This is a genomic window from Geobacillus thermoleovorans, assembly GCF_001610955.1.
GTDB classification, from domain to species: domain Bacteria; phylum Bacillota; class Bacilli; order Bacillales; family Anoxybacillaceae; genus Geobacillus; species Geobacillus thermoleovorans.
Genome location: NZ_CP014335.1, coordinates 379,245 through 401,717, shown reverse-complemented (window position 1 = coordinate 401,717; position 22,473 = coordinate 379,245). Strand labels below are relative to the sequence as shown.

At 54.3% G+C, this 22,473-nt stretch carries 23 protein-coding genes; 12 read left to right on the top strand and 11 right to left on the bottom strand.

Translation table 11 applies throughout. The annotated features are described in order from the left end of the window. From cysC to GT3570_RS02030, 4 genes are all read left to right on the top strand, one after another. Positions 1-612: an adenylyl-sulfate kinase gene (cysC, locus tag GT3570_RS02045; protein ID WP_011229918.1), complete on the top strand. Its 612-nt coding sequence runs from the start codon at positions 1-3 to the stop codon at positions 610-612. A 148-nt stretch (positions 613-760) separates the two neighbouring features. After that, entirely contained in the window at positions 761-1,537 is a 777-nt protein-coding gene (cobA, locus tag GT3570_RS02040; protein ID WP_011229917.1) for a uroporphyrinogen-III C-methyltransferase, read from the top strand. A gap of 10 nt (positions 1,538-1,547) precedes the next feature. Beyond that, positions 1,548-2,294 (top strand): sirohydrochlorin chelatase, encoded by a 747-nt coding sequence (locus GT3570_RS02035; RefSeq protein ID WP_011229916.1) that lies wholly within the window; start codon positions 1,548-1,550, stop codon positions 2,292-2,294. 88 nt (positions 2,295-2,382) lie between these two features. Then, a complete protein-coding gene (locus tag GT3570_RS02030; RefSeq protein ID WP_011229915.1) occupies positions 2,383-2,667 on the top strand; it encodes an acylphosphatase in 285 nt (94 codons plus the stop codon). Between the two features lie 162 nt (positions 2,668-2,829). Here GT3570_RS02030 and GT3570_RS02025 read toward each other — a convergent pair whose 3' ends face one another. Next, positions 2,830-3,597 (bottom strand): arginase family protein, encoded by a 768-nt coding sequence (locus GT3570_RS02025; protein WP_011229913.1) that lies wholly within the window; start codon positions 3,595-3,597, stop codon positions 2,830-2,832. A 165-nt stretch (positions 3,598-3,762) separates the two neighbouring features. On the opposite strand from GT3570_RS02025, the gene GT3570_RS02020 reads away from it, so the two are divergent. Beyond that, positions 3,763-4,110: a YojF family protein gene (locus GT3570_RS02020; RefSeq protein ID WP_011229912.1), complete on the top strand. Its 348-nt coding sequence runs from the start codon at positions 3,763-3,765 to the stop codon at positions 4,108-4,110. 13 nt (positions 4,111-4,123) lie between these two features. Continuing rightward, positions 4,124-4,777 (top strand): bacillithiol biosynthesis deacetylase BshB2, encoded by a 654-nt coding sequence (bshB2, locus tag GT3570_RS02015; RefSeq protein ID WP_011229911.1) that lies wholly within the window; start codon positions 4,124-4,126, stop codon positions 4,775-4,777. A gap of 182 nt (positions 4,778-4,959) precedes the next feature. Here bshB2 and GT3570_RS02010 read toward each other — a convergent pair whose 3' ends face one another. The 5 genes from GT3570_RS02010 to GT3570_RS01990 all read right to left on the bottom strand — a co-directional run bounded on the left by GT3570_RS02010 (position 4,960) and on the right by GT3570_RS01990 (position 9,587). Further along, on the bottom strand, positions 4,960-5,145 hold the full coding sequence (locus tag GT3570_RS02010; RefSeq protein WP_062898369.1) for a hypothetical protein: 186 nt from the start codon (positions 5,143-5,145) through the stop codon (positions 4,960-4,962). Further along, positions 5,142-5,783 (bottom strand): precorrin-2 dehydrogenase/sirohydrochlorin ferrochelatase family protein, encoded by a 642-nt coding sequence (locus GT3570_RS02005; RefSeq protein ID WP_014194883.1) that lies wholly within the window; start codon positions 5,781-5,783, stop codon positions 5,142-5,144. Before GT3570_RS02005 ends, GT3570_RS02010 begins: the two co-directional genes overlap by 4 nt. A gap of 228 nt (positions 5,784-6,011) precedes the next feature. Then, a complete protein-coding gene (locus tag GT3570_RS02000) occupies positions 6,012-6,581 on the bottom strand; it encodes a hypothetical protein (RefSeq protein WP_020279490.1) in 570 nt (189 codons plus the stop codon). 176 nt (positions 6,582-6,757) lie between these two features. Further along, positions 6,758-7,129 carry a DnaJ family domain-containing protein gene (locus tag GT3570_RS01995; RefSeq protein ID WP_013522951.1) on the bottom strand — a complete coding sequence of 124 codons (372 nt, stop codon included), beginning with the start codon at positions 7,127-7,129 and terminating at the stop codon, positions 6,758-6,760. Between the two features lies 1 nt (position 7,130). After that, positions 7,131-9,587 (bottom strand): putative bifunctional diguanylate cyclase/phosphodiesterase, encoded by a 2,457-nt coding sequence (locus GT3570_RS01990; RefSeq protein WP_062898368.1) that lies wholly within the window; start codon positions 9,585-9,587, stop codon positions 7,131-7,133. A 344-nt stretch (positions 9,588-9,931) separates the two neighbouring features. Between GT3570_RS01990 and GT3570_RS01985 the strand changes: the two genes are divergently transcribed. Beyond that, the gene (locus GT3570_RS01985; RefSeq protein WP_021321840.1) at positions 9,932-10,384 is read left to right on the top strand and encodes a C40 family peptidase; all 453 of its coding nucleotides are present in this window, start codon (positions 9,932-9,934) and stop codon (positions 10,382-10,384) included. Between the two features lie 308 nt (positions 10,385-10,692). After that, on the top strand, positions 10,693-11,700 hold the full coding sequence (gene mreBH / locus GT3570_RS01980; protein ID WP_062898367.1) for a rod-share determining protein MreBH: 1,008 nt from the start codon (positions 10,693-10,695) through the stop codon (positions 11,698-11,700). A gap of 113 nt (positions 11,701-11,813) precedes the next feature. Here the strand turns inward: mreBH and GT3570_RS01975 are convergent, their stop codons facing one another. The 3 genes from GT3570_RS01975 to GT3570_RS01965 all read right to left on the bottom strand — a co-directional run bounded on the left by GT3570_RS01975 (position 11,814) and on the right by GT3570_RS01965 (position 16,366). Beyond that, the gene (locus GT3570_RS01975; protein WP_023633717.1) at positions 11,814-13,178 is read right to left on the bottom strand and encodes a (Fe-S)-binding protein; all 1,365 of its coding nucleotides are present in this window, start codon (positions 13,176-13,178) and stop codon (positions 11,814-11,816) included. Further along, positions 13,175-14,611, bottom strand: coding sequence for a glycolate oxidase subunit GlcD (gene glcD / locus GT3570_RS01970; RefSeq protein WP_371810217.1), 1,437 nt, complete (start codon positions 14,609-14,611; stop codon positions 13,175-13,177). The genes GT3570_RS01975 and glcD overlap by 4 nt, the downstream gene beginning before the upstream one ends. A gap of 81 nt (positions 14,612-14,692) precedes the next feature. Next, positions 14,693-16,366 (bottom strand): L-lactate permease, encoded by a 1,674-nt coding sequence (locus tag GT3570_RS01965; RefSeq protein ID WP_062898366.1) that lies wholly within the window; start codon positions 16,364-16,366, stop codon positions 14,693-14,695. 461 nt (positions 16,367-16,827) lie between these two features. Here GT3570_RS01965 and GT3570_RS01960 point away from each other — a divergent pair, with 461 nt between their 5' ends. From GT3570_RS01960 to GT3570_RS01945, 4 genes are all read left to right on the top strand, one after another. Continuing rightward, positions 16,828-17,553 (top strand): FadR/GntR family transcriptional regulator, encoded by a 726-nt coding sequence (locus GT3570_RS01960; protein WP_047757535.1) that lies wholly within the window; start codon positions 16,828-16,830, stop codon positions 17,551-17,553. A 117-nt stretch (positions 17,554-17,670) separates the two neighbouring features. After that, positions 17,671-18,390, top strand: coding sequence for a (Fe-S)-binding protein (locus tag GT3570_RS01955; RefSeq protein WP_021321844.1), 720 nt, complete (start codon positions 17,671-17,673; stop codon positions 18,388-18,390). Between the two features lie 15 nt (positions 18,391-18,405). Next, positions 18,406-19,836, top strand: coding sequence for a LutB/LldF family L-lactate oxidation iron-sulfur protein (locus tag GT3570_RS01950; RefSeq protein WP_062898365.1), 1,431 nt, complete (start codon positions 18,406-18,408; stop codon positions 19,834-19,836). After that, complete coding sequence (locus GT3570_RS01945) at positions 19,833-20,555, top strand: LutC/YkgG family protein (RefSeq protein ID WP_062898364.1); 723 nt, start codon at positions 19,833-19,835, stop codon at positions 20,553-20,555. Before GT3570_RS01950 ends, GT3570_RS01945 begins: the two co-directional genes overlap by 4 nt. Positions 20,556-20,602: 47 nt before the next feature. Here GT3570_RS01945 and GT3570_RS01940 read toward each other — a convergent pair whose 3' ends face one another. Beyond that, the gene (locus tag GT3570_RS01940) at positions 20,603-21,535 is read right to left on the bottom strand and encodes a D-2-hydroxyacid dehydrogenase (protein ID WP_062898363.1); all 933 of its coding nucleotides are present in this window, start codon (positions 21,533-21,535) and stop codon (positions 20,603-20,605) included. A 23-nt stretch (positions 21,536-21,558) separates the two neighbouring features. Then, on the bottom strand, positions 21,559-22,287 hold the full coding sequence (locus GT3570_RS01935) for a TerC family protein (RefSeq protein ID WP_171011207.1): 729 nt from the start codon (positions 22,285-22,287) through the stop codon (positions 21,559-21,561). Positions 22,288-22,473: the final 186 nt, after the last annotated feature.

Below are 22,473 nucleotides of genomic sequence, written 5' to 3'. Positions count from 1 at the left end.
ATGAGCACGAACATCGTTTGGCATCACACATCGGTCACAAAAGAAGATCGTCGCAAGCGCAACGGCCATCATAGCGCCATCCTTTGGTTCACCGGGCTGTCCGGCTCCGGCAAATCGACGGTGGCCAACGCTGTCTCCAGACGACTGTTTGAGCTCGGCATTCAGAATTATGTCTTAGACGGCGACAACATCCGGCACGGGCTCAATAAAGATCTCGGCTTTTCCGCCGCCGACCGGACGGAAAACATCCGCCGCATCGGCGAAGTGGCAAAGCTGTTTGTCGACAGCGGCCAGTTTGTGCTGACGGCGTTCATCTCGCCGTTTGCCGAAGACCGGGCGCTCGTCCGCCGCTTAGTCGAAGAAGACGAGTTTATCGAAATTTACGTCAACTGCCCGCTTGAAGAATGCGAAAAGCGCGATCCGAAAGGGCTGTATCAAAAAGCTCGCCGCGGGGAAATCCGTGAATTTACGGGCATCGACTCGCCGTACGAGGCGCCGGAAGCACCGGAGCTGACGATCGAAACACACCGTTATTCGGTTGACGAATGTGCCGAGCAAGTGCTCGCCTACCTGCGCGAGCGAGGAATGATCCCGGCCGCGAAAACAGACTGATTCCCCCGTCCTCTGCCAAAAAAGAACGGGAGGTCATTTGACAAGGTCGTTTTCATCCCAAGGGAGACCATTTACAATAAAAGCAGCCGAGCATCCATGCCGCTTTCCAGCGGCTGGCTGAATCATGCACGAAGGGGCTGAAACAACGATGGGCAAAGTATATCTTGTCGGCGCCGGCCCCGGCGACCCGGAACTCATTACCGTCAAAGGATTAAAATGCATCCAGCAAGCGGATGTCATTTTGTACGACCGTCTCATCAATGAAGAGTTGCTTTCATATGCCAAGCCGGACGCCGAACTCATCTTTTGCGGCAAGCTGCCCGGCTTTCATGCCATGCAGCAGGAAACGATCAACCATGCGCTCGTCTGGCATGCCAAAAAAGGAAAAACGGTCGTCCGCTTAAAGGGCGGCGATCCGTTCGTGTTCGGGCGCGGCGGCGAAGAGGCCGAGGCGCTGGCCAAACATGGGATCGAATTTGAGATCGTTCCCGGCATCACCTCCGCCATCGCGGCGGCGGCTTATGCCGGCATCCCTGTCACCCATCGCGCGTTCAGCTCAAGCGTCGCCTTTGTCACCGGGCATCGGCGCGACGGAAGTCGTGACGAGATCAAATGGGAAAGCCTCGCCAAAGGCATCGATACGATCGCCATTTACATGGGGGTTCATCACTTGCCATACATTTGCGGCCAGCTGATGAAATACGGCAAAGCGCCGGAGACACCGGCGGCGGTCATCGAATGGGGAACGACAACTGCTCAACGCACCGTCACCGGCACGCTCGCGACGATCGCCGGAATCGCCGCCAAGGAAAACATCCAAAATCCGAGCATGATCATGATCGGAGACGTCGTCCGGCTGCGCGCCAACATTCAATGGTTTGAGCCGTTGCTTGCGTCATCCGCAGCCGCTGGCGCAACATCGTGAGGCGATGGCGATGGAAGCTGTTTTATATGTCAGCCACGGCAGCCGCATTGCCGCCGCGCGCCATGAAGCGGCGCGTTTCGTCGAACAGTGCCGGAGGGCCATCGATATTCCGATTCAAGAGCTATGCTTTGTCGAGCTCGCGGAACCGGACATTGTCACCGGCGTTGACCGTTGTGTCGCCCAAGGGGCGACACGCGTCATCGTCGTTCCGCTTCTCCTTCTTTCTGCAGGGCATGCCAAACACGATATTCCAGCAGCATTGGACATCGCGAGACGGCGCCATCCGTCCGTTGATATCCTCTGTGGCGCTCCGTTCGGCGTCCATGAAGCAATGATCGACATCATGATCGACCGCATCAGCGAACAGTCCGCACCGCTTGACGGTGAATCGATGATCCTTCTTGTCGGCCGCGGCAGCAGTGATCCAGACACGAAGCGCGACATGTCCGCCATCGCTGCGCTTTTAAAAGAAAAAACGAACGTGCCGCACGTGGACGTTTGTTTTCTCGCTGCCATCCGCCCGACGCTTGATGAAGGGCTCGAACGGGCCCACGCATCGGCGTATCGGCGTGTGTTTGTCGTCCCGTACTTATTGTTTACCGGCGTCTTAATGAAAACGATCGAACGGAGGCTGCAGGGGTTCTCTGTTTCCGACAAGCAGTGGCATTTATGCTCTTACCTAGGCGATCACCCGCGGCTTGTGCTGCTCATTCAACAACAAGTATTATCGCTATCATCCGTAAAAAAAGGAGCTTGAACCATCAAGCTCCTTTTTTCATGTATTTTCCGCCTCATCTATTATATGATGGAAGCAGAACAACCGTGATGAAGGAGGACTCATCGGCGTGAAAAGAGTTCATGTCATCGTGGAAGGGCGCGTGCAAGGCGTCGGGTTTCGATACTTCGTCCAACACGAAGCGCTAAAACGGCAGCTGACCGGTTGGGTGAAAAACAATGATGACGGAACAGTGGAAATGGAAGTTCAGGGGAATGAAAGCGCCCTTCAACTCTTTTTGGACACCATTGAAGCCGGAACGATGTTTGCCAAAGTCGCCCGCATGCACATCGAGCCGCGCGATGTCCGCTCCGATGAAAAACAATTTCGCATTATGTACGGGAGCGGCTTTTGACAACTAGGCTCATCCCCTCAAGCAGCGGCCTTCCCGGCTTTTTCGGCCATCGGGCCGGCAGAAGCGCCGGCCCGATGGCCAAAATCCGAAGGGACAGCGTCTTCCTTGCTTTTCTGATCGCCAAACCAAAAGCGGTTCTGCCTTTCCCGCGCTTCTCGCCGCTCACGCCGGCCGCAAATGCGGCGCCGCATAGTGGAAATATGTCTCCAAGATGGCCATGTTCGCCTGCTCATTTTTTCCCCGCGCTTCGCGACAAAGCGGGTCGAACATGTCGACAGCGGAGGGCGGGTATTCGCCGCATATGTCCACGCCGAGCACTTTTTTATGGAATAAAAGCAACCGCAGGCAGGCGAGCAGCTGGGATAGCGGAATCACTCCTTGATCCCAGTTCGTGACCGCGTCTTCGCGGCGAAGAGCGTCTTTATCGATGCTGATATAGATGCTTCCGGTCGGGATGGCCTCGATGAGCGCTTTTGGCCATTCATCATGATCATCAAATGGAAGAACAGTCATGTTCGGAGATAAACGGAGTTGATGCGAAGAAGCAGTTGGGCCAACGATAACGACTTTTTGCAACCGCGGATGCTTAAGTGCATAGGAGACCCATGAGCCGCACGAAATGACATCATCCCCTCCTTCAGCATCCGTATGGCGGTCAAAAAGCACAAGCGTAAACGGTTCGTTGATTTCTTTAAGCAATAAATACGTGACATAATGATAGTTGCCGCTGCCGATCAGCACCGCCCCGCGCTTCCGCCGCCGCTCAAGCCGCCGCTCAATTTCAGCAAGCGCCGCTTCGCTGCAATACAAATTCGTCTCCGGCACGTCGGCAAGATCGACCCATTCGTGCGGAAACTGAAACAGCCGCTTTTGCGGTCGGTACACGCCGTCAAAATTCAGTATCGTGACACCATTGCCTTGAACCCCCATCGATCATCACCCTTCTTTCGTTGAATCAGCATTCAACGCTTTGTAGGTGCGGATGAGTCCAAGATGTGTCTCTTTTTTTATTATACAATAGGAGTCGAAATATTTCCGCTCACACGCCTCGGTCATGTACAATAATAGAAAAACAAACAGCAAGGAGGGAGCCGCTTGCAACCGATCGACACGGCCGCTGTACAAGAGGCGCTGAATCGTTTTGCCAATCGTGACGTGTATATTCATTTGGAAACGACGAACGGAGCATACGCCTCCCATCATAACGAAGGTTTTTATTCCGTCGGCGCCTACATCCGCAATGCCTGCATCCGCTTCACCCGCGGCAAGATCACCGGCCCCGGGCCATATCGCGTCGGACTGAAGCTTGATCTTGGCTGGGTGTACGCCGAAGGGCTGACCCATTGGGAATGGACAGAAAAAGGACAGTTGCTGCTAGCAGGCCATGATGATCAAGGGAAATTGGCCGTGGCTCTCGAACTGAGCAACGAACCGTTTGTGTAAGGAGGGAGTTCCGTTGAACGAACGACATGTGCTCGTTGTTTTTCCCCACCCGGACGATGAAGCGTTCGGTGTGTCGGGAACGATTGCCGAGCATGCGCAAAACGGCACGCCGGTGACGTACGCTTGCTTGACGCTCGGAGAAATGGGGCGCAATATGGGCGTGCCTCCGTTTGCCAACCGCGAAACGCTTCCACACATCCGCAAGCAAGAACTGGAGGAAGCATGCCGCATTCTTGGCATTCATGATTTGCGCCTGCTCGGCTATCGCGACAAGACGGTCGAGTTTGAGGATGAAGAAGAGCTGGCTGACCAGATCGCCGCCATCGTGGCAGAAACGAATCCATCGCTTGTCATTACGTTTTACCCCGGCTACAGCGTCCACCCCGACCATGATGCGTGTGGAGCCGCTGTCATCCGCGCCTTAAAGCGCTGGCCGAAAGAAGAACGGCCAACCGTCCATTGCGTTGCGTTTGCGAAAAACTGCGAACAAGACCTTGGCCAGCCGGATGTCGTGCGCGATGTCAGCTCGGTGATCGATACGAAGCTGGCCGCCATTCGCGCCCACCGTTCGCAAACCGAAGGACTGATGCAAGCGGCATCCAAACGCGGCGATGCACTTGCTTGGCTCAAAACAGAACGGTTTTGGACGTATCGGTGGGATGACTAAACGTATACAGGCGCCGGCCGCACCTCCAAGCTGGCTGAACCGGCACGGCCGGCCCGCCGCCGAAAAAAGGAAGCCCGCCTTTCACGTGAGGCTTGGGCGCCTTTTTCGTTGGCATAGGCAGTGAAGAAAACACCAGCCCGCCCAACCGGATCCGGAACAGGCATTGTTTCCGCTGGAATGTTTCAGATGGGTTGCAATCCGAAAGCGGCCTCGGCGGCCAGATCCCCTTTCAGCACGGTGATGGCTTTTCCTTCGAGCTGAACCCTCTCGCCTGCCACCATCACCCGCACAATGCCGCCGCGGGCTGAAGCTTGGTAGCCGACTAACGTCGCGGTGAACGCATCGACAATATACATCGGAATGTTCATTGCTCTTTCCCTCTTTCTCCGTTTCGTTCTTTTTCGTTCGCCAATAGCTGGGCCAACTCTTCATCCCATCGGCCGCGCTGCCGGAAGGAATCAGCAGCGAGCGCCTGAAACAGCCGCTTCCGTCCCTCAGCGTCCTCCACTTCGCGCAATACGATGCCGCGGGCCCGCTGCAAAAACTCAAGATACAGCCTGTACTCTTCGCCATACTTCTCCTCAAGCTCGCGGCGAATGCGGCGGGCAACCGCCGGACTTGCCCCTCCGGTCGACACGGCAATTGTGAGCGGACCGCGGCGGACAACAGCGGGAACGTGAAAATCACACCGCTCCGGATCATCCACGACATTTACGAGTTGACCGGGTGCTGCTGCTTGCGTCACCGCTTCATTCACCTTGCGATCATTCGTCGCGGCAATCACCAAAAAGGCCTCCGCCAAATCGTCTGGGTCAAACCGCTTTTTCTTCCAAACGATCATCCCCCCCGCGGCCAACGCTTGAAGCTCCGGCTCCGCTTCAGGCGCAATCATCACGATTTCCGCCCCTGCCTCTAACAATCCATGAATTTTCCTTGCCGCCACCTTCCCGCCGCCGACAACGACCGCCCGACGGCCGCGCAAATGAAGAATGACCGGGTATCCCATTGCCTCTTCCTCCCCGCCACGAAATCACTTTATGCTAAAATGCACGAATTCCCTCCGTCAACTTTTGGCGATGGGAACATTTGAACACCGCCGTCCCTTTCCTGTTCGTCCAAGCGGTGAAGGAATCGTGGATCAAACACCTGGCCATCCGCTCGGCGCGACGGAGGCGATGTTGAGATAAAAAAGAAGCCGTGCGTCACACGGCCTTTTTTTCATTATATCATCATATCATCCTTCTTTGACTTCCTGAAGCCATTTTGCCAACCGCTCGTTCTCCTTTTTCATATGATCGAGCCATTGCGGCAACAGTTTGGCCATCGCTTCCTTGTCGTTATTCTCCATCGCCTGTCTTGTTTGTTCATGAAGCATATGGAGCCGCTGTTTTTCTTCTTTCGTCATCCAGCGTTTCTTTTTATGTAACTGTTTCAGCTCTTGCTTGAACTGTTCTTTCGTGATTTTTTTGTCAGCAAGCTGGTCGATGAGTCGATCAAGCGCCGCTTCTCGTTCTTTTTTCATTTGCTTGCAATGTGCCTTGATCGCTCGTTTCACCTTTTCGTCATCCAACTGCTGGCGCAGCGTTTTCCGTTCCTCCAGCACTTTTTTCCATTCACCGATCTGCTCTGGCGTGTACGTTTGCACCATTTCCATCCACTTTTGCTCATCAAGCGCCCTGTGCTTCCACATATGGCCGGCCGGCATATGGACATCAACGGCTTCGCCGCTCTGGCCAGCAGCAGCCACCGTCGACGGCATCGTCAGCACAAGGGCGGTGAAAAAAGCTAACCATACGTTTTTCACGATTTCATCACTCCTTTTTTGTCTAGAGATGTTCTTGCTATTTCTTCCATCAAGAGAATGCCCCCGTTCCCTCCTTTCTTTCATTCATCGTCCTCCCTTATTTTCCCCATTTTTTGGCCATTTTTGCATAAAAAATGGGAAGATTGGCTTTTCAGCGAATCTCCCCTTCTTGGCATTCAGCGAAATTTTTCCTCAATGCGCCGCCCGTAGTCGCGCAGCGCCTTCGAATTCGTCTGCCCCCGCTTTTTCATCAATTCGGCCAAACGAAGCTGTTTTTCCGTCCTCTTTTTCTCCAGCTCCCGTTTTTCCTCATCATCCTCGCAGCAACGAAGCAAGTCCTCGAGCGTCAAAAGCTCTTTGCGCAGCTCCGCTTCTTCCCTCACATAGCCGGCGTTTTTCAGCAACAAATACCCGAGCCGCAGCTCCTCTGGAATGCGGGAAAGGTCTTCAATCTCAAGCGGTTTGCCGAAGCCGGGCAAGTTGTCGAACTCGCCGTTTTTCATCGCTTCGCGAATTTTCTCCTCGGCGATGCGCCAAAATCCGTCCATGTTACGTCAGCTCCTGCGCCTGCCGCCTCACGCGCTGCCCGTTTAAGAACCGGACGAGCTCGTCATACGGAAGCGGCGGGGAAAAATAATAGCCTTGCGCCTCGTCGCACCGTTTTCCTTGCAAATAAGCCGCTTCGGTCTCCGTTTCGACCCCTTCAGCCAGCACCTTTACACCTATATTATGCCCGAGTCGGATGATCGCCGGCAAGATGACATCTTTTTTTCCTTGAATATGCTGAACGAACGAACGGTCGATCTTCAGCCGATCGATCGGCAAATCCGTCAAGTAGCTGAGCGAACTGTAACCAGTGCCGAAATCATCCATGCTGATCGTCACACCAAGCCCCTTCAGTTTCGAGAGAATATCAAGCGCACGTTCTGTATCCATGGTCATCCGCTCCGTAATTTCCAGATCTAAATGGTGCGGCGGCAGCCCGGCGTCGGCGAGCAGGCGGGCGAGTTTATCCACAAATCGGCGGCTTTCAAATTCATATGGCGATAAGTTGATGGAAACGGACAAGTCAGGAAAACGATCAAGCAGTTGCTTCGTCTGCTCACAAGCCGTGCGGATGACCCATTCATTGATCGGGATGATCATGCCGGTCTGTTCGGCAACCGGGATAAACAATGACGGCGAAACCATCCCTTTTTCCGGATGGCGCCAGCGAATCAACGCCTCCATGCCGATCACTTGCCGGTCGTGAAGCCGAATTTGCGGCTGATAGTACAATTCAAATTCCTCATTTTCAAGCGCACGCCGCAAGTCGCGTTCCATCGCCATCTTTTCATTGAGACGAATCGCCATCGGCTCCGTGAAAAAGAGAAAATCGCTCGCCGCTTTTTTTCGCGCCTCGTAGCGGGCAATATCCGCCTTGCGAATCAACGTTTTTGCATCCTCCCCATCTTTTGGGTAGACGCTGATGCCGATGTTCACGGTCACATACAATTCCATCCCATTGACGACAATCGGTTCGTCCGCCGCCTCAATGAGCTGTTTCGCCATTTCTTCAGCCTTTTGATGTGTGCTGTTTGGCACCAATGCGATGAACTCATTCCCGCTCCAGCGCCCGACGGTCATTCCTTGCTTTTCTTTCCATTCTTGCGCCAAATGGAGGAGCACTTCGTCCCCGACTGCGTAGCCATAAAAATCGTTGATCGTTTTCATCCCACTCACTTCTAAGAATATGACTGCCGCTTCATGGCGATGCTGTTTCGCCTCAACAAGGCAGCGCTCCACCGCTTTATACATCGCCTCCTTGTTCGGCAGCCCAGTCAGTTCATCATGATTGGCGATATAACGCATCCGCTCTTCGTTTTGTTTTTGTTCCGTCAAATCGCGGACGGCGGCCACCGTCACTTTTTCCCCCTCATAATCGTAGCGGCGCCGGACGATTTCCGCTGGAAATGCGGTGCCGTCTTTTCGGCGCAGCTCGATTTCAAAGCGCTCCGGTTCCTCATGCGGACGATTCAGTTTCATGGATCCATCAACGACTAACTCCCCGATCGGCAAATGAATCAGCTCGCTTTCTGAATAGCCAAGCAAACGGCACGCCGCTTCATTGACCTCAACGACTTTCCCATGCGCATAGACGATCAGCCCTTCCATCGTCATTTCCGCCAGCCGCCGCAGCCGATGCTCGTTGGATGCAAGCGTTTTTTGATAGACAGCCAACGCCTTCCGTTCCATTTGTTGATGCAAAGCGAGCAAATAGGCAACCGCCGTCGCCAAAAACATGGCCATCATCGTCCACATCGCCTGTTTCCGCCCTTGCTGCAAATGTTTCTCATACGTTTTGGCATCAAAATCGATGCCAATAACCGCATCCACTGTCCCGTCCGGTTGACGAATCGGCATAAACGCGCTGATGCTTCTTCCCCATTCATCTGTTGTCGGATGCTGTTCCATCGCAAACCGGCCGTGGAACGCCTCTTCGATCTCTGGAAAATGGCGGCGGTAAACCGTCCCAGGTGGAACAGCTTGTTCCTTTTCACCGTCAATGCGGCCGTTCCGATTGTAGTCCGTCGCTGGCGCTGCAACGAAATATAGCTCACCGCGTTCATTCTTTTTTAACGTATACACACTCAACACGCGGCCATAATGTTGCCAACGCTCCAGCACCGCCATCACCATGTGATACGCAGGCAAATGTTCCGCCCTTTCATCGAGCCGTTCGTGCCCCATGGCGGCCAAATCGCCGGCAATCATGCCGGCGATTTGCTTTGCGGCTTCCTCATATTCACGATGTTCTTGTTTTTCAGCATAATGGATATAGATCATTCCTGCCCCTAAAAAAAGCAGGGAAACGGGGGCAAACACAACAGTCAGTCTCGGCGCCGCCAGCCATGGCGCATCCCCCCAATGCCGTTTTGCCATCCAATGGCCGTATACATAGACACCGCCGACCGTCAAAAAAAGGCCAAAAATATACAAGATATATTCAAGTTGGTTCGACATCATCCATCACCGTCATCGATTCTTCGACGCTTTGCTTTCATTATAAGACGGCCATTCTTCGCACTGCCTCCCTCCACCGTTCCTATTTGTTCGACAGCTTACGACATTCATCTGTCGGCCATAGGACTCGGGTATGAAACACCATTTCCACGCTTACGGCCATAAAGCCAGGTCGGCCGAAACGAAAATATCTATCTATTGGTATAAGCCTTTAGGACGAGGTGCTATATTTGTAACGGCGCTGTAACATTATTTAATCCAACTGTAAAAAACAAGTCTAGTTTCCTCTGCTATACTCTAGTTGAGATACGTCGAATCGGAAAAGATTTTGTCGGGGGTTAGGGGAAATGAAAAAATGGTATTCTCTCCTGTTCGTATCCATGATCGTTCTATTTTCCTCCTTCTTTGTAAGCACTTCCAATTCAGATGCAGCCGCCAACAAAGCACGGCTCATCATCGAAGCGAAAAAGCTGATCGGCACTCCTTACCGATATGGCGGGACGACGCCAAAAGGATTTGACTGCTCAGGATTTGTCTACTATACCCATAAAAAAGTTGGCGTCACCTTGCCTCGCACCTCTCGAGAAATGTACAAAAAAGGTACATACGTAAATAAGTCCCAATTACAGCCAGGGGATTTAGTGTTTTTCGACACTTCCAAACAGACGAAAGGCGTCTCCCACGTGGCTATTTACATCGGCAACAATCAAGTCATCCATGCCGTTTCCCGTGGCGTGAAAATCGACAGTTTAAACAGCAGCTACTGGAAAACGAAGTATATCGGAGCCAAACGGCTGTAACAGCTCCGTCGGAAAAGCTCTCTGTCATATTAAGTCCGCTTAATAGACAGGGGGTTTTTATTATGCAAAAAAAAGCGGCCCTCCAAAACCGGAGAGCCCAATGCTATATTTCATAGGGGATCGGGGGAATACTTGGAAAACGTTACGCTATTATTCATTTCCTCCCTTTTCGTTTTTTATACATGAGATCAAAAAATTTTTATGCACGGCGAATGATCCTAGCAGACATAAATGACCGATCTCTGCCGAATAGTATAGATGGCGATTGGTTGTTCGTTCCTTCGCTTCGGCCAAAGGAGGTGTTTCCGTTGTTCGCTTCTTCAGAGCTAGGCATCGATTTAGGCACAATGAACGTTCGGCTGTTCAGCCAAACAAAAGGGATTGTGTTTGACGAACCGGCTGCGGTCGCCTACAACCGCCATACAGGCAAGCTGATGGCGATCGGCCAACAAGCAAAGCAGATGATCGGCAAAGCCCCGGCCCACATCGAAGTCACCTACCCGCTGCAAAACGGCGTTATTGCCGATTTTGAGCGCGCCAAAATGCTGTTGCAGCAAGTATTCAAGCAAGTCGGTAACCCGCTCGGCCTCGCCTTCAAAAAGCCGAGCGTCGTGATGAGCGTTCCGTTTCACGCCACCTCGGTCGAACGCCGCTCGTTTTATGAAATCGCCCAACATTGCGGGGCGAAGCACATCCATTTTATTGAAGAGCCGGTCGCTGCCGCCATCGGCGCAGACTTGCCGGTCAGCGAGCCGGTCGCCAACGTCGTCGTTCATCTTGGAGCCGGCAAAACGGAAGCGGCGATCATCTCGTTGGGCGGCGTCGTCGCCTGCCGTTCGCTCCACATCGGCGGCAATCGGCTCGATGAAGATATCATTCAATATGTTCGCCAGCGCTACAATTTGCTAATCGGCGAACAGACAGCCGAGCAGGTCAAACTCGCGATCGGCAGCGCCCCAGGAACGATCGTGGATCAGTCGGTAACGATCCATGGCCGCGATTTTGTCACCGGCTTCCTCAAAGCGGTTTCCTTGGACCCAACCGAAGTGCAAACCGCCCTCAAAGAATCGCTTTGGCAAATTGCCGAAGCCGTTCGCGCTGTTCTTGAAGAATGCCCGGCCGAACTGAGCGGCGACATCATCGACCGCGGCATCGTGCTCACCGGCGGAGGCGCCTTGCTGCATGGCATCGAGCAATGGCTGAGCACGGAACTGCACGTGCCGGTGCATGTCGCGCCCAATCCGGCTGAAGCGGTCGCCATCGGCACGGGGAAGGCGCTCCAGGCGATGCCAAAGCGCCTCGATGCAGCGCTGTAGCTCATTTCCAACTCCCGATCATTGAATCAACTCAAAACCCCCGCGCCATCGCGGGGGTTCTTGTTAGACCAGCTATGGGCATTCCTGGCACGGAGAGGCCGCCCACTGTGGTGTTAGGACGTCTGCCGAATGCGCTCCTCCCCTTGCGTTGCTTGTGCTCCCTCGGCGGCCTCAAGCAGCAAATCCACAATATGGACGGCGCGGACGCTTCCTGACAGCCCGGCCCGTTCAATGCCAAGCTTCATTTGTAGCAAACACCCCGGGTTGGCGGTGACGATCGTCGTCGCTTTCGTTTGTTTCGCCATTTCCATTTTGTGGTCTAAAATTTGCATTGACATCTCCGGTTCCACAAGGTTGTAAATGCCGGCCGATCCGCAGCAGCGGTCAGCATCGTTCATCTCGCGGAACTCGACGCCGTCAATCGCCCGCAACAAACGGCGCGGGGCGGCCGCCGTTTTCATGACGTTGCGCAAATGGCACGAATCTTGGTAGGTGATCGTTTGCGGCGCCACGCGAAGCGGTAGTTGGTGAAACCCGAGTTCAACCAACACTTCAGAAATGTCTTTGATTTTCGCCGCAAACGCCTCCGCCCGGTCGCGCCATTCGGGATCATCCTTTAACAGGTGGTCATATTCAAGCAAAAACGCACCGCAGCCGCCGGCGTTCGTCACAATGCAGTCGACATCAAGCTGCTCAAAAGCGGAAATGTTTCGCTTGGCCAACTCTTTCGCCATCTCTTTTTCCCCGCCATGGCCGTGCAGCGCCCCGCAGCACCCTTGGGACGGCGGGATGATGACTTCGCAGCCGGCGAGCTGCAATAGACGCAGCGTCGCATCGTTTGTTTCCATAAACATCGTATCCATCAAACAGCCAGCGAAAAAGGCGACCCGTTTTTTCACCGTACCGTCCGGATTCAAACGATGCGGCCGGTTTTTCATCTCTTTTGCCGTCGGCACGTCCGGCAGCACGCGCTCCATTTGCCGGAACGAGGCCGGAAGCAGGCGAAGCAGCCCCGTTTTGCGGGCAAGCGTCCGCAAGCCGGAGCGCTGATACCAACCGAGAAGCGCCGTCGCCTTCCGCATCCGTCCTTGATGCGGAAACAGTCCGGCAAACACAAGCTTACGGATGAGGCGAACCGGAAGCGGCATTTTTTTATGCTGGGCGATAATGTCGCGCGCCTCTTCCAGCAGATGGCCGTAGCGGACCCCGGACGGACAGACCGACTCGCATGCCCGGCAGCCTAAACATAAGTTGAGCGCCCGCTCCACCTCTTCGTCCGGCTCAATCAGTCCATCGACGACCGCCTTCATTAAGGCAATCCGTCCGCGCGGCGACTGGGCTTCTTGCTGCCCCGATTCGATGTACGTCGGACATGATGGCAGGCAAAAGCCACAGCGCATACAGTTCATCAGTTCATCCTCATCCATCCGTTCTTGAAACGCTTTCTGAATGAGCGCTCGTTCTATCTTCGTTGTCATCGTGTCACCACCACCCGTTTTCTCGTGCTTTTGGCGAACACTTTGCCCGGATTCATAATATTGTTCGGGTCGAGCGCCTGCTTGACCGCTTTCATGGCAGCGATGCCGGCCGGACCGAGCTTCCATTCCAAATACGGCGCTTTCATCACCCCGACGCCGTGTTCGCCGGTAATCGTGCCACCCAATTCAATCGCTTTGGCGAAAATTTCTTCAAACGCTCGTTCCACCCGCTCCATTTCTTCACGATTGCGGGCGTCGGTCGGACAGGTCGGGTGCAAGTTGCCATCGCCGGCATGGCCGAACGTACAGATCTTCAACTGGTACTTCTCGGCAATTTCATTGATTGCTTTGACCATTTTGGCGATTTCCGAACGCGGCACGGTTGCGTCCTCTAAAATCGTCGTCGGCTTTAAGCGCGCCAACGCCGACAGCGCCGCCCTCCGCGCCGTCCGCAGCGCCTCTGCTTCTTCCTCCGAACGGGCGAGTTGAACGGACACCGCCTGCTCGGCCCGGCAAATATCGGCCATCTTTTTCATATCGCGCTCTACCACTTCCTTCGGCCCATCCTGCTCAATGAGCAAAACGGCTTTCACATCGGTCGGCAAGCCGATGCGGGCGAAATCTTCGACCACTTCCAATGTCGGCTGGTCCAAAAACTCGAGCGTCGCTGGAATGATCTTGTTGGCGATGATTTTCGACACCGAACGGGCGGCCGCCTCCAAATCTTGATAAAGAGCGAGCATCGTCTGCTTCGTCTCTGGCATCGGAATAAGTTTTAACGTCGCTTCGGTGACAATGCCAAGCGTTCCTTCCGATCCGACAAACAGACGGGTTAAGTCATAGCCAGCTACATCTTTTGCCAGCTTGCCACCGGTGCGGATGACATCGCCGTTCGCCAAGACGACTTCCAACCCGAGCACATAGTCGCGTGTCACCCCGTATTTCAGGCCGCGCAAGCCGCCTGAGTTTTCGCTGATGTTGCCGCCAATCGTTGAAATTTTCATCGACCCCGGATCCGGCGGATAAAACAATCCTTTTTCTTCAACGGCTTTCGCCAAATCAAGCGTCACCACTCCTGGCTGAACGGTCGCGGTTAAGTTTTCCTCATCAATTTCCAAAATGCGGTTCATATGGTTAAACAGGAGAACGATCCCGCCTTCGACCGGACACGTGCCGGCGCAAAGGTTCGTTCCTGACCCGCGCGGCACGATCGGGATGCGATACTCGTTGCAAATTTTCGCAATTTCCGCGACCTCTTTCGTATTTCGCGGCGCAATGACCGCATCGGGGAGCGACTGAAACTGCGGAGTCGCATCATACGAATAGACGAGCCGCCCCGTTTTCGTGTCATCGTAGTTTTCAGCTCCCACGACTTGAATCAACCGTTTTTTCGCTTCATTTGGAATCAATGGTCTCACCCTTTCCACATCCATTTGCATTCGCCGACAGCGGAAAAGGGGCCGGGCTTGGCGTCTGTTTCCATCCAGGCCAAGCCTCGTCCCCCTTCGCTGCCGTTATGGAATCATCCACGACAATACCGTCGATTGCAAGTAAACGAGAACGCCAATCAAGATGATTAAGAACACGCTATGTTTGATCGTGAAGCGGAACAAGTCGGATTCTTTGCCGGTCAAACCGACGGCCGCACAGGCGACAGCGATCGATTGCGGCGAAATCATTTTCCCGACGACGCCGCCTGATGAGTTGGCCGCCAACGCCAGCACCGGATCCATGCCAATCGATGTCGCCGTCACTTTTTGCAGGTTGCCGAACAACAAGTTCGACGACGTGTCGGAACCGGTGATAAACACGCCGAGCCATCCTAAAATCGGCGAGAAGAACGGGAACAACGGGCCTGTTTTGGCCAACGCCATTCCAAGCGTCGTGCTCATGCCTGACGAGTTGGCGATATAGGCAAAGCCGACAACCGAAGCGATCGTGATGATCGGGAATTTCAATTCGTTAAGCGTTTCCACAAACGTACGCGCCCAATCTTTCCACGAGATGCCGATGATGAACTTTGTGACGACCGCCGCCACCAAAATCGCCGTCCCAGCCGCGCCGAGCAGCTCAAGCTTATACACCGCAGCGATCGGCTGGCCACTTGGGTTCAAAATTTGGTTGTTGAGCCCCGGCACAGGCGGCATAAACGTCAAGTGGACGCCGATAGCGTTGACCAACTTCAACAAGCCGTTTGTCCCTTCATAATGGCCGGTGAGCGCCGCCTTCACTTGCGGGATGCCCCACAGCGAGATCAAAGCCGTCAGCACGAGAAACGGCGACCAAGCGCGGAATACTTCCCCGCCGCGTTGCGTCGCGCGAGCAACTTGCCCAGCGGCCGCCACTTCCGACTCCGTTGCAAAGCGGAATGTGCTTTTTGGCTTCCAATAGTTCAAAAAGACAGCCAACGCGACGATCGAAACGAGCGAGGACAAAATGTCCGGCAGCTCCGGTCCTAAAAAGTTCGAGGTGAAATATTGCGTCAGCGCAAACGAAACACCGGAAACGATAATGGCCGGCAACACTTCCATCGTCTTTTTCCACCCGGCCATAATGAGCACGAGATAGAACGGGATGAACACTGATAAAAACGGCAACTGCCGCCCAACCATTTTTGAGATTTCCATCGCCGGCACGCCAGTCGGTCCTTCCATCGAAATGATTGGAATCCCGACCGCCCCGAATGCCACTGGCGCTGTGTTGGCGATCAAGCAAATGCCCGCGGCATACAGCGGGTTGAACCCCAACCCCGCAAGAAGCGCCGCTGAAATCGCCACTGGCGCGCCAAACCCAGCTGCCCCTTCCAAAAAGGCGCCAAACGAAAAGGCAATCAGCAACGCTTGCAGCCGGCGGTCTTCGGTGAGCGAGACAACCGAATTGCGGATAATGTCAAAGTGGCCTGTTTTCACCGTCAGCTTGTATAAAAAGACAGAGGTGATGATGATCCAGCCGATCGGCAACAATCCGTACACCGCGCCTTGCGTCACTGACATAACCGCTTTTCCAGCCGGCATTCTGTAAGCGATTATAGCCAACACAACAGCAAGCAGCAACGTCGTCAGCCCCGCAACATGCCCTTTCATCCGCTTGACGGCCAACGCCCAAAAGAAATATAAAATCGGAATGAGTGCGACAATCGCCGATAACCAAAGCTGGTCGGCGATTGGTGTAAAATCTTGCTTCCACATGCGGTTTTCTCCTCCCCTTTGTGCCCGACTTGGCGGCGTTCACGAACGGTCATCCGTCCCCTTGATCGTCTCCTCCAGTCATCAGATGACCGGATAAGAACGCCGTCTGTCTCAAATTATAAAAGCGTTTTCAGCAAAAGACAATAGTTGTTTTTGTATTTTTTTGAACTTTCCATCCATTGTGTTTCCCCACGCCGATGTTGACAGAGAACGGGATGACCATCCTGCTTGTCGGTACGGTCGAAGTTTCTTGACGATGTTGACTACGACCCATCCCGTCCCTTTCACACTTCGCCATGCGCGATGGAATCACGTTGGCTTCCCCGAACCGCTGACGCCCTCGGCCGCAAGCAACAAAAAGCGCTTGTCTCGATCCATGATGCTGTATCATAATAGACAGTGCAGGAGATTTCCTTCTTCACAACCGGAAAGCTACTTTAATCGTATTTGAGGTGGATCCATTGGCGTTTAAACGGATTAAAACAAAAAAAATTTACGAAGAAGTGGCCGAAGCCATTTTTGATATGATTAAAAACGGAGAGCTAAAACCTGGTGATAAACTCGATTCTGTTCAGCAGCTGGCCGAACAGTTTCAAGTCGGACGGGCCGCCATTCGCGAAGCGCTCACTGCGTTGAAAGCGATGGGGCTGATCGAGCTCAAACAAGGAGAAGGAACGTATGTGCGCGAGTTTGACCCGACAGTGATGACGTTTCCGCTATCCATTGCTGTCTTGATGAACAAGGAAGATATTTGGCATTTGCTTGAAGTGCGCAAGCTGCTTGAGGCAGGAGCGGCCTCGCTCGCTGCCGCCAAGCGGACAGACCGAGACCTCGATGCGATGACAGAAGCGCTTCGCCAAATGAAAGAAGGGATCGGCAGCGATGAGCTTGGCGAAAAAGCGGATTTGGCCTTCCATATGGCGATTGCGGCGGCGTCGCAAAATCCGATGCTTGTAAGCATTATGAACAGCGTTTCCGGCATGATCGTCGAAACGATGCGGGAGACGCGCCGCATATGGCTGTTTTCGAAACAAACGACAACCGAAAAGCTGCTTGCCGAACACCAAGCTATTTTTGAAGCCATTCGCGACCAAAATCCGGACGCCGCCCGGGCGCGCATGTTGGAACATTTGACCAATGTCGAAAACGTGCTGCGCCGCTACATTCGCACTCAACAACCTGACTGAGTGCGTTTTTTTCTTTTTTTCAAAAAAGGGCTACGAATCTGAAAAAAACATTTTATAATAGACATATAGTCATCAGATGACCCGTTCATTAAGCTCGGTACAAGGGAGGGAGAACCGATGAAAGTCTCGTTATTCATCACCTGCCTCATCGATCTCTTTTATACGGAGGTCGGCAAAGCGACCGTCGAACTGCTCGAACGGCTCGGCTGCAAGGTTGATTTTCCAGAGGCGCAAACGTGCTGCGGACAGCCGGCGTATAACAGCGGTTATGTCAAAGAGGCGAAAGAGGCAATGAAACAGATGATGCACGCGTTCGCCGATGCCGACTATGTCGTCACCCCATCCGGCTCATGCGCGGCGATGTTAAAGGAATATCCGCACATTTTCCACGGCGACCCGGAATGGGAAGCGGAGGCGAAACGGCTCGCAGCGAAAACGTACGAGCTGACCCAATTTCTCGTTGACGTCCTGAAAGTCGAAGATGTCGGCGCCTCGCTTCACGGGCGGGCGACGTACCATACGTCTTGCCATATGACCCGCCTTCTTGGCGTGAAAGACGCACCGCTCCGGCTGTTGGAACATGTCAAAGGGCTTGAGCTCGTTCCGCTGCCGAACGCCCACCAGTGCTGCGGATTTGGCGGCACATTTTCTGTCAAAATGGGGCCGATTTCCGAACAAATGGTCGATGAAAAGATCGGGCATATCGAAGAAGTGGAAGCCGACTATTTAATCGGCGCCGATTGCGGCTGTTTACTAAACATCGGCGGGCGCATCGAACGGCTCGGCAAGCCGATCCGCGTCATGCATATTGCCGAAGTGTTGAATGCGCGCAACTAAAGGAGGGAAGCGAACATGCCGATGAAAATCGAAAACGGGCCGTTTTGGAAACGGGTCGAGGAAAACTTGCAAAATGATTTTATGCGCGGGGCGGTCGCCGGCATGCAAGATCGCGGCTATGTGCGGCGGCTTGGCGTCATCAAAGAGCTCGGCCATTGGGAGGAGTGGCGCTCGCTCGCCGAACAAATCCGAAAGCATACGCTCGAAAACTTGGACTATTATTTAATGCAGCTTAGTGAAAACGTTGCCAAACGGGGCGGCCACGTCTTTTTCGCCCGGACGGCCGAAGAGGCGAACGACTACATCCGCCGCATCGCTTTGGAAAAACAAGCGAAAAAAATCGTTAAATCGAAATCAATGGTCACGGAAGAAATCAACTTAAACCCGGTGCTGGAATCCATCGGCTGTGACGTTGTCGAAACGGACCTTGGCGAATACATTTTGCAAATCGATGACCATGACCCGCCGTCGCATATCGTCGGCCCAGCGCTCCATAAAAACAAAGAGCAAATTCGCGACGTCTTCCGCCGCAAGCTCGGCTATACGAAGTCGTCCGATCCGGTTGAACTCGCCCGCCATGCCCGCGCAATGCTGCGGCGCGACTATTTGACAGCCGACATCGGCATTACCGGCTGCAACTTCGCCATCGCCGAATCGGGCTCGATTACGCTCGTTACGAACGAAGGCAACGCCGACTTGGTGACAGCGCTGCCGAAAACGCAAATTACCGTCATGGGGATGGAGCGGATCGTGCCGACGTTTGAGGAGATGGAAGTTCTCGTCAGCATGTTGACGCGCAGCGCCGTCGGACAAAAATTGACGAGCTACATCACCGTCCTCACCGGCCCGCGCGACGAAGGCGACGCTGACGGTCCGGAAGAGTTCCATCTCGTCATCGTCGACAACGGGCGTTCGTCGATTTTAGGCACGGAGTTTCAACCGGTGCTGCAATGCATCCGCTGCGCGGCCTGCGTCAACGTCTGCCCGGTATACCGCCACATCGGCGGCCATTCGTACGGCTCGATTTACTCCGGCCCAATCGGAGCGGTCTTGTCGCCGCTGTTGGGCGGTTACGACGACTACAAGGAGCTTCCGTACGCGTCCTCCCTTTGCGCCGCCTGTACGGAAGCGTGCCCGGTGAAAATCCCGCTTCACGAGCTGCTCATCAAGCATCGCCAAATCATCGTCGAGCGGGAAGGAAAAGCGCCGGTCGCAGAAAAATTGGCGATGAAGGCGTTTCGTCTCGGGACCGCCTCACCGTCATTGTACCGCTTCGGTACGAAGTTGGCACCAAGCGCCTTCGCCCCGTTTGCCGAAGACGGGCGCATCACAAAAGGCCCCGGCCCACTCAAAGCGTGGACGGAAAGCCGCGAATTTCCGGCGCCAAGCAAAGAGCGATTCCGCGATTGGTTTCGCAATCGCCAAAAAGGAGGGAATCCGTCATGACGCGTGGTGCTATTCACAACCGTGACGCGTTTTTAGAACACATCGCCCATCGCCTCGGGAGAGCTCCCCGCCTGTCCGGCGTCTCCCGGCCGCAATGGAGCGATCAGCCGCAATGGAAAGTCTTGGCTGGCTATAGCCAAGACGACTTGTTGGCAGTGCTTCGCGAACAATGTAAACTGATTCACACTGATTACATTGAGACGACAAACGCCGGACTTGCTGGGGTGCTCAAGCAACAAGTCACGGCTTATGGCGGCGGCCCGGTCATCGTGCCGGATGACCCGCGCTTTGCCGAATATGGGCTGTCCGCCTTGCTCCGCGACGAATGGCCCGCGGAGCGAACAGCCATCCATATATGGAATCCGGCGCTTGGACGCCAAAACATTGACGCCGCCGAACAGGCCAACGTCGGCATCGCGTTCAGTGACATCACCCTCGCCGAGTCAGGGACAGTCGTTTTGTTTTCGCGCAATGAACAAGGGCGGGCCATTCACTTTTTGCCGAAGACGTATATCGCCATCGTTCCGAAAAGCACCGTTGTGCCGCGCATGACGCAAGCGGCGGCGATCATTCACGAGCAAATTGAAAAAGGCGTCCTCATTCCGTCATGCATCAACTTCATCACCGGCCCGAGCAACTCGGCCGACATTGAAATGAACTTGGTCGTCGGCGTCCACGGCCCGATGAAAGCGGCGTATATCGTCGTCACTGACCGCTGATCAAAACGAAACGGTGCCCATTCTCGATCATAGGGCACCGTTTTTCGTCAATATTGCCGGCTCACATCGACCGCATTGTCAAGCGGTTCGCCCGTTTCGATGCGGCGGAGCGTGTCTAAAACGCTATGGGCGGCGGCGTCAACTGATGTCAGCGCCGCGATATGCGGGGTGATGATGACATTCGGATGAACCCAAAGCGGCGAGTGCGGCGGCAGCGGCTCTTCTTCGAACACATCGAGCACCGCCAGGCGGACATTTCGGTTTTCCAAGGCGCCGACAAGCGCCGTCTCATCAACCGTCGCCCCACGCCCAACATTGATAAAGCCCGCGTTGTGCAAACAGGCAAAAAACGTCTCGTCAAAGAGATGATGCGTTTCCTCTGTCAGCGGAAGCGCAGCGATCACCCAATCAGCGCAAGCAAGCGCTTCCCCCGCCTCTTCATGGCGGCAAACAGCCGAAAACGGCGGCGTGTCTCGGCCGCTTCGCGATACGCCGATCGGCGAAACGCCGAACAGACGAAGCGTTTCCGCGATGCGCCGGCCGATCTCACCCGTCCCATAAATGACAATCCGCTGTTCACCAAGCCGTTTCGGAGCGAGCGGCTTCCACTGCCGCTGTTCTTGATACCATGCATACACGTCATGACATTGGGCGTCGCGCAATAAGTAGCTGAGGCAATATTCGGCGATCTGCTCGCCAAATGACCCGATCGTCCGCGTCAGCAACACGTTCTTCTTCCATTCCTGCTTCCACAAAAACGCGTCAACGCCCGCGCCGAGCGAATGCACCCAGCGCAAATTGGCGAGCGAAAACGGCCCGGCCGGACGAAAGCCGACGTACGCATCCGCCCAGGCGAAATCATTGGCCGTCAATTCTTCTTCCGCCACAAAGCGAAACGCTTTATCCGGCCGCTTGTTCGGGAGAAGGGCGGCAAGCTCGGCATAAAGCCTTCCCGTCACGAGAATGCGTCGGATGTTCATGGCATCACACCACCCCCAACCGCTCAAATCAACGTCCCTTCTTCACGCTCGGCCTTTTTATTCGTGATATAGCCAGCTGACACGACCAAAATCGTCACGCCGGCGGCAACCGCGTAGACGAACGGGCCATAAGAAAGGTGAAACCAATGCAGCACCCCTTCATCCCCCGCCATCATCTTTCCGGCCGTCCACGCCAAAATGCCGGAGCCAACGTACGCGATCCATCGATGTTGTTCCATCACCCGGACGATCGCTTTGGAGCCGAAAATCATAATCGGGATGCTGATGGCTACCCCGAGCGCCAGCATGCCAAGATGCCCTTCGGCCGCCCCGGCCACAGCAACAACGTTATCAAGGCTCATCACTGCATCGGCAATGATAATCGTCGCAATCGCCTTCAACAACCGGTCTGATGATTGTACGTTCGCTTCCTCTTCCCGTTCGACAAGCACTTTATAGGCGATCCATACAAGCAGCAATCCGCCAACGAAGTGAACGAACGGGATGTTCAGTAAAAAGACAATGATGGCTGCAAACAAGATGCGCAGCAACACCGCCCCCGCTGTTCCCCAAAAAATCGCTTTGTTTCGCTGGTCTTTCGGCAGCCGCCGCGTCGCCATCGCAATGACGACCGCATTATCCCCAGACAAAATGATATCAATCGCAATAATCTTCCATAACGCCAACAGCGCCGCGGCAGAAATTGTCAATGATATACCCACCCTTTCCCCTTTGTCTCTCTTCTTCATCATACTGCAAATTCGACTGGGGGACAACAATGGAATAGACTGTCAATGCTCTCGTCCTAACCAATTATGGGGAAGGCTCACTGCATCGTCCGAACTCCGTAGAAAAAGTTAGGGAAGCAAACCATCTTCACTGATGACTGCTTCCCTATCTCTAGCGGAAAAGGTCTATATAACTACCATTTTTTCAAA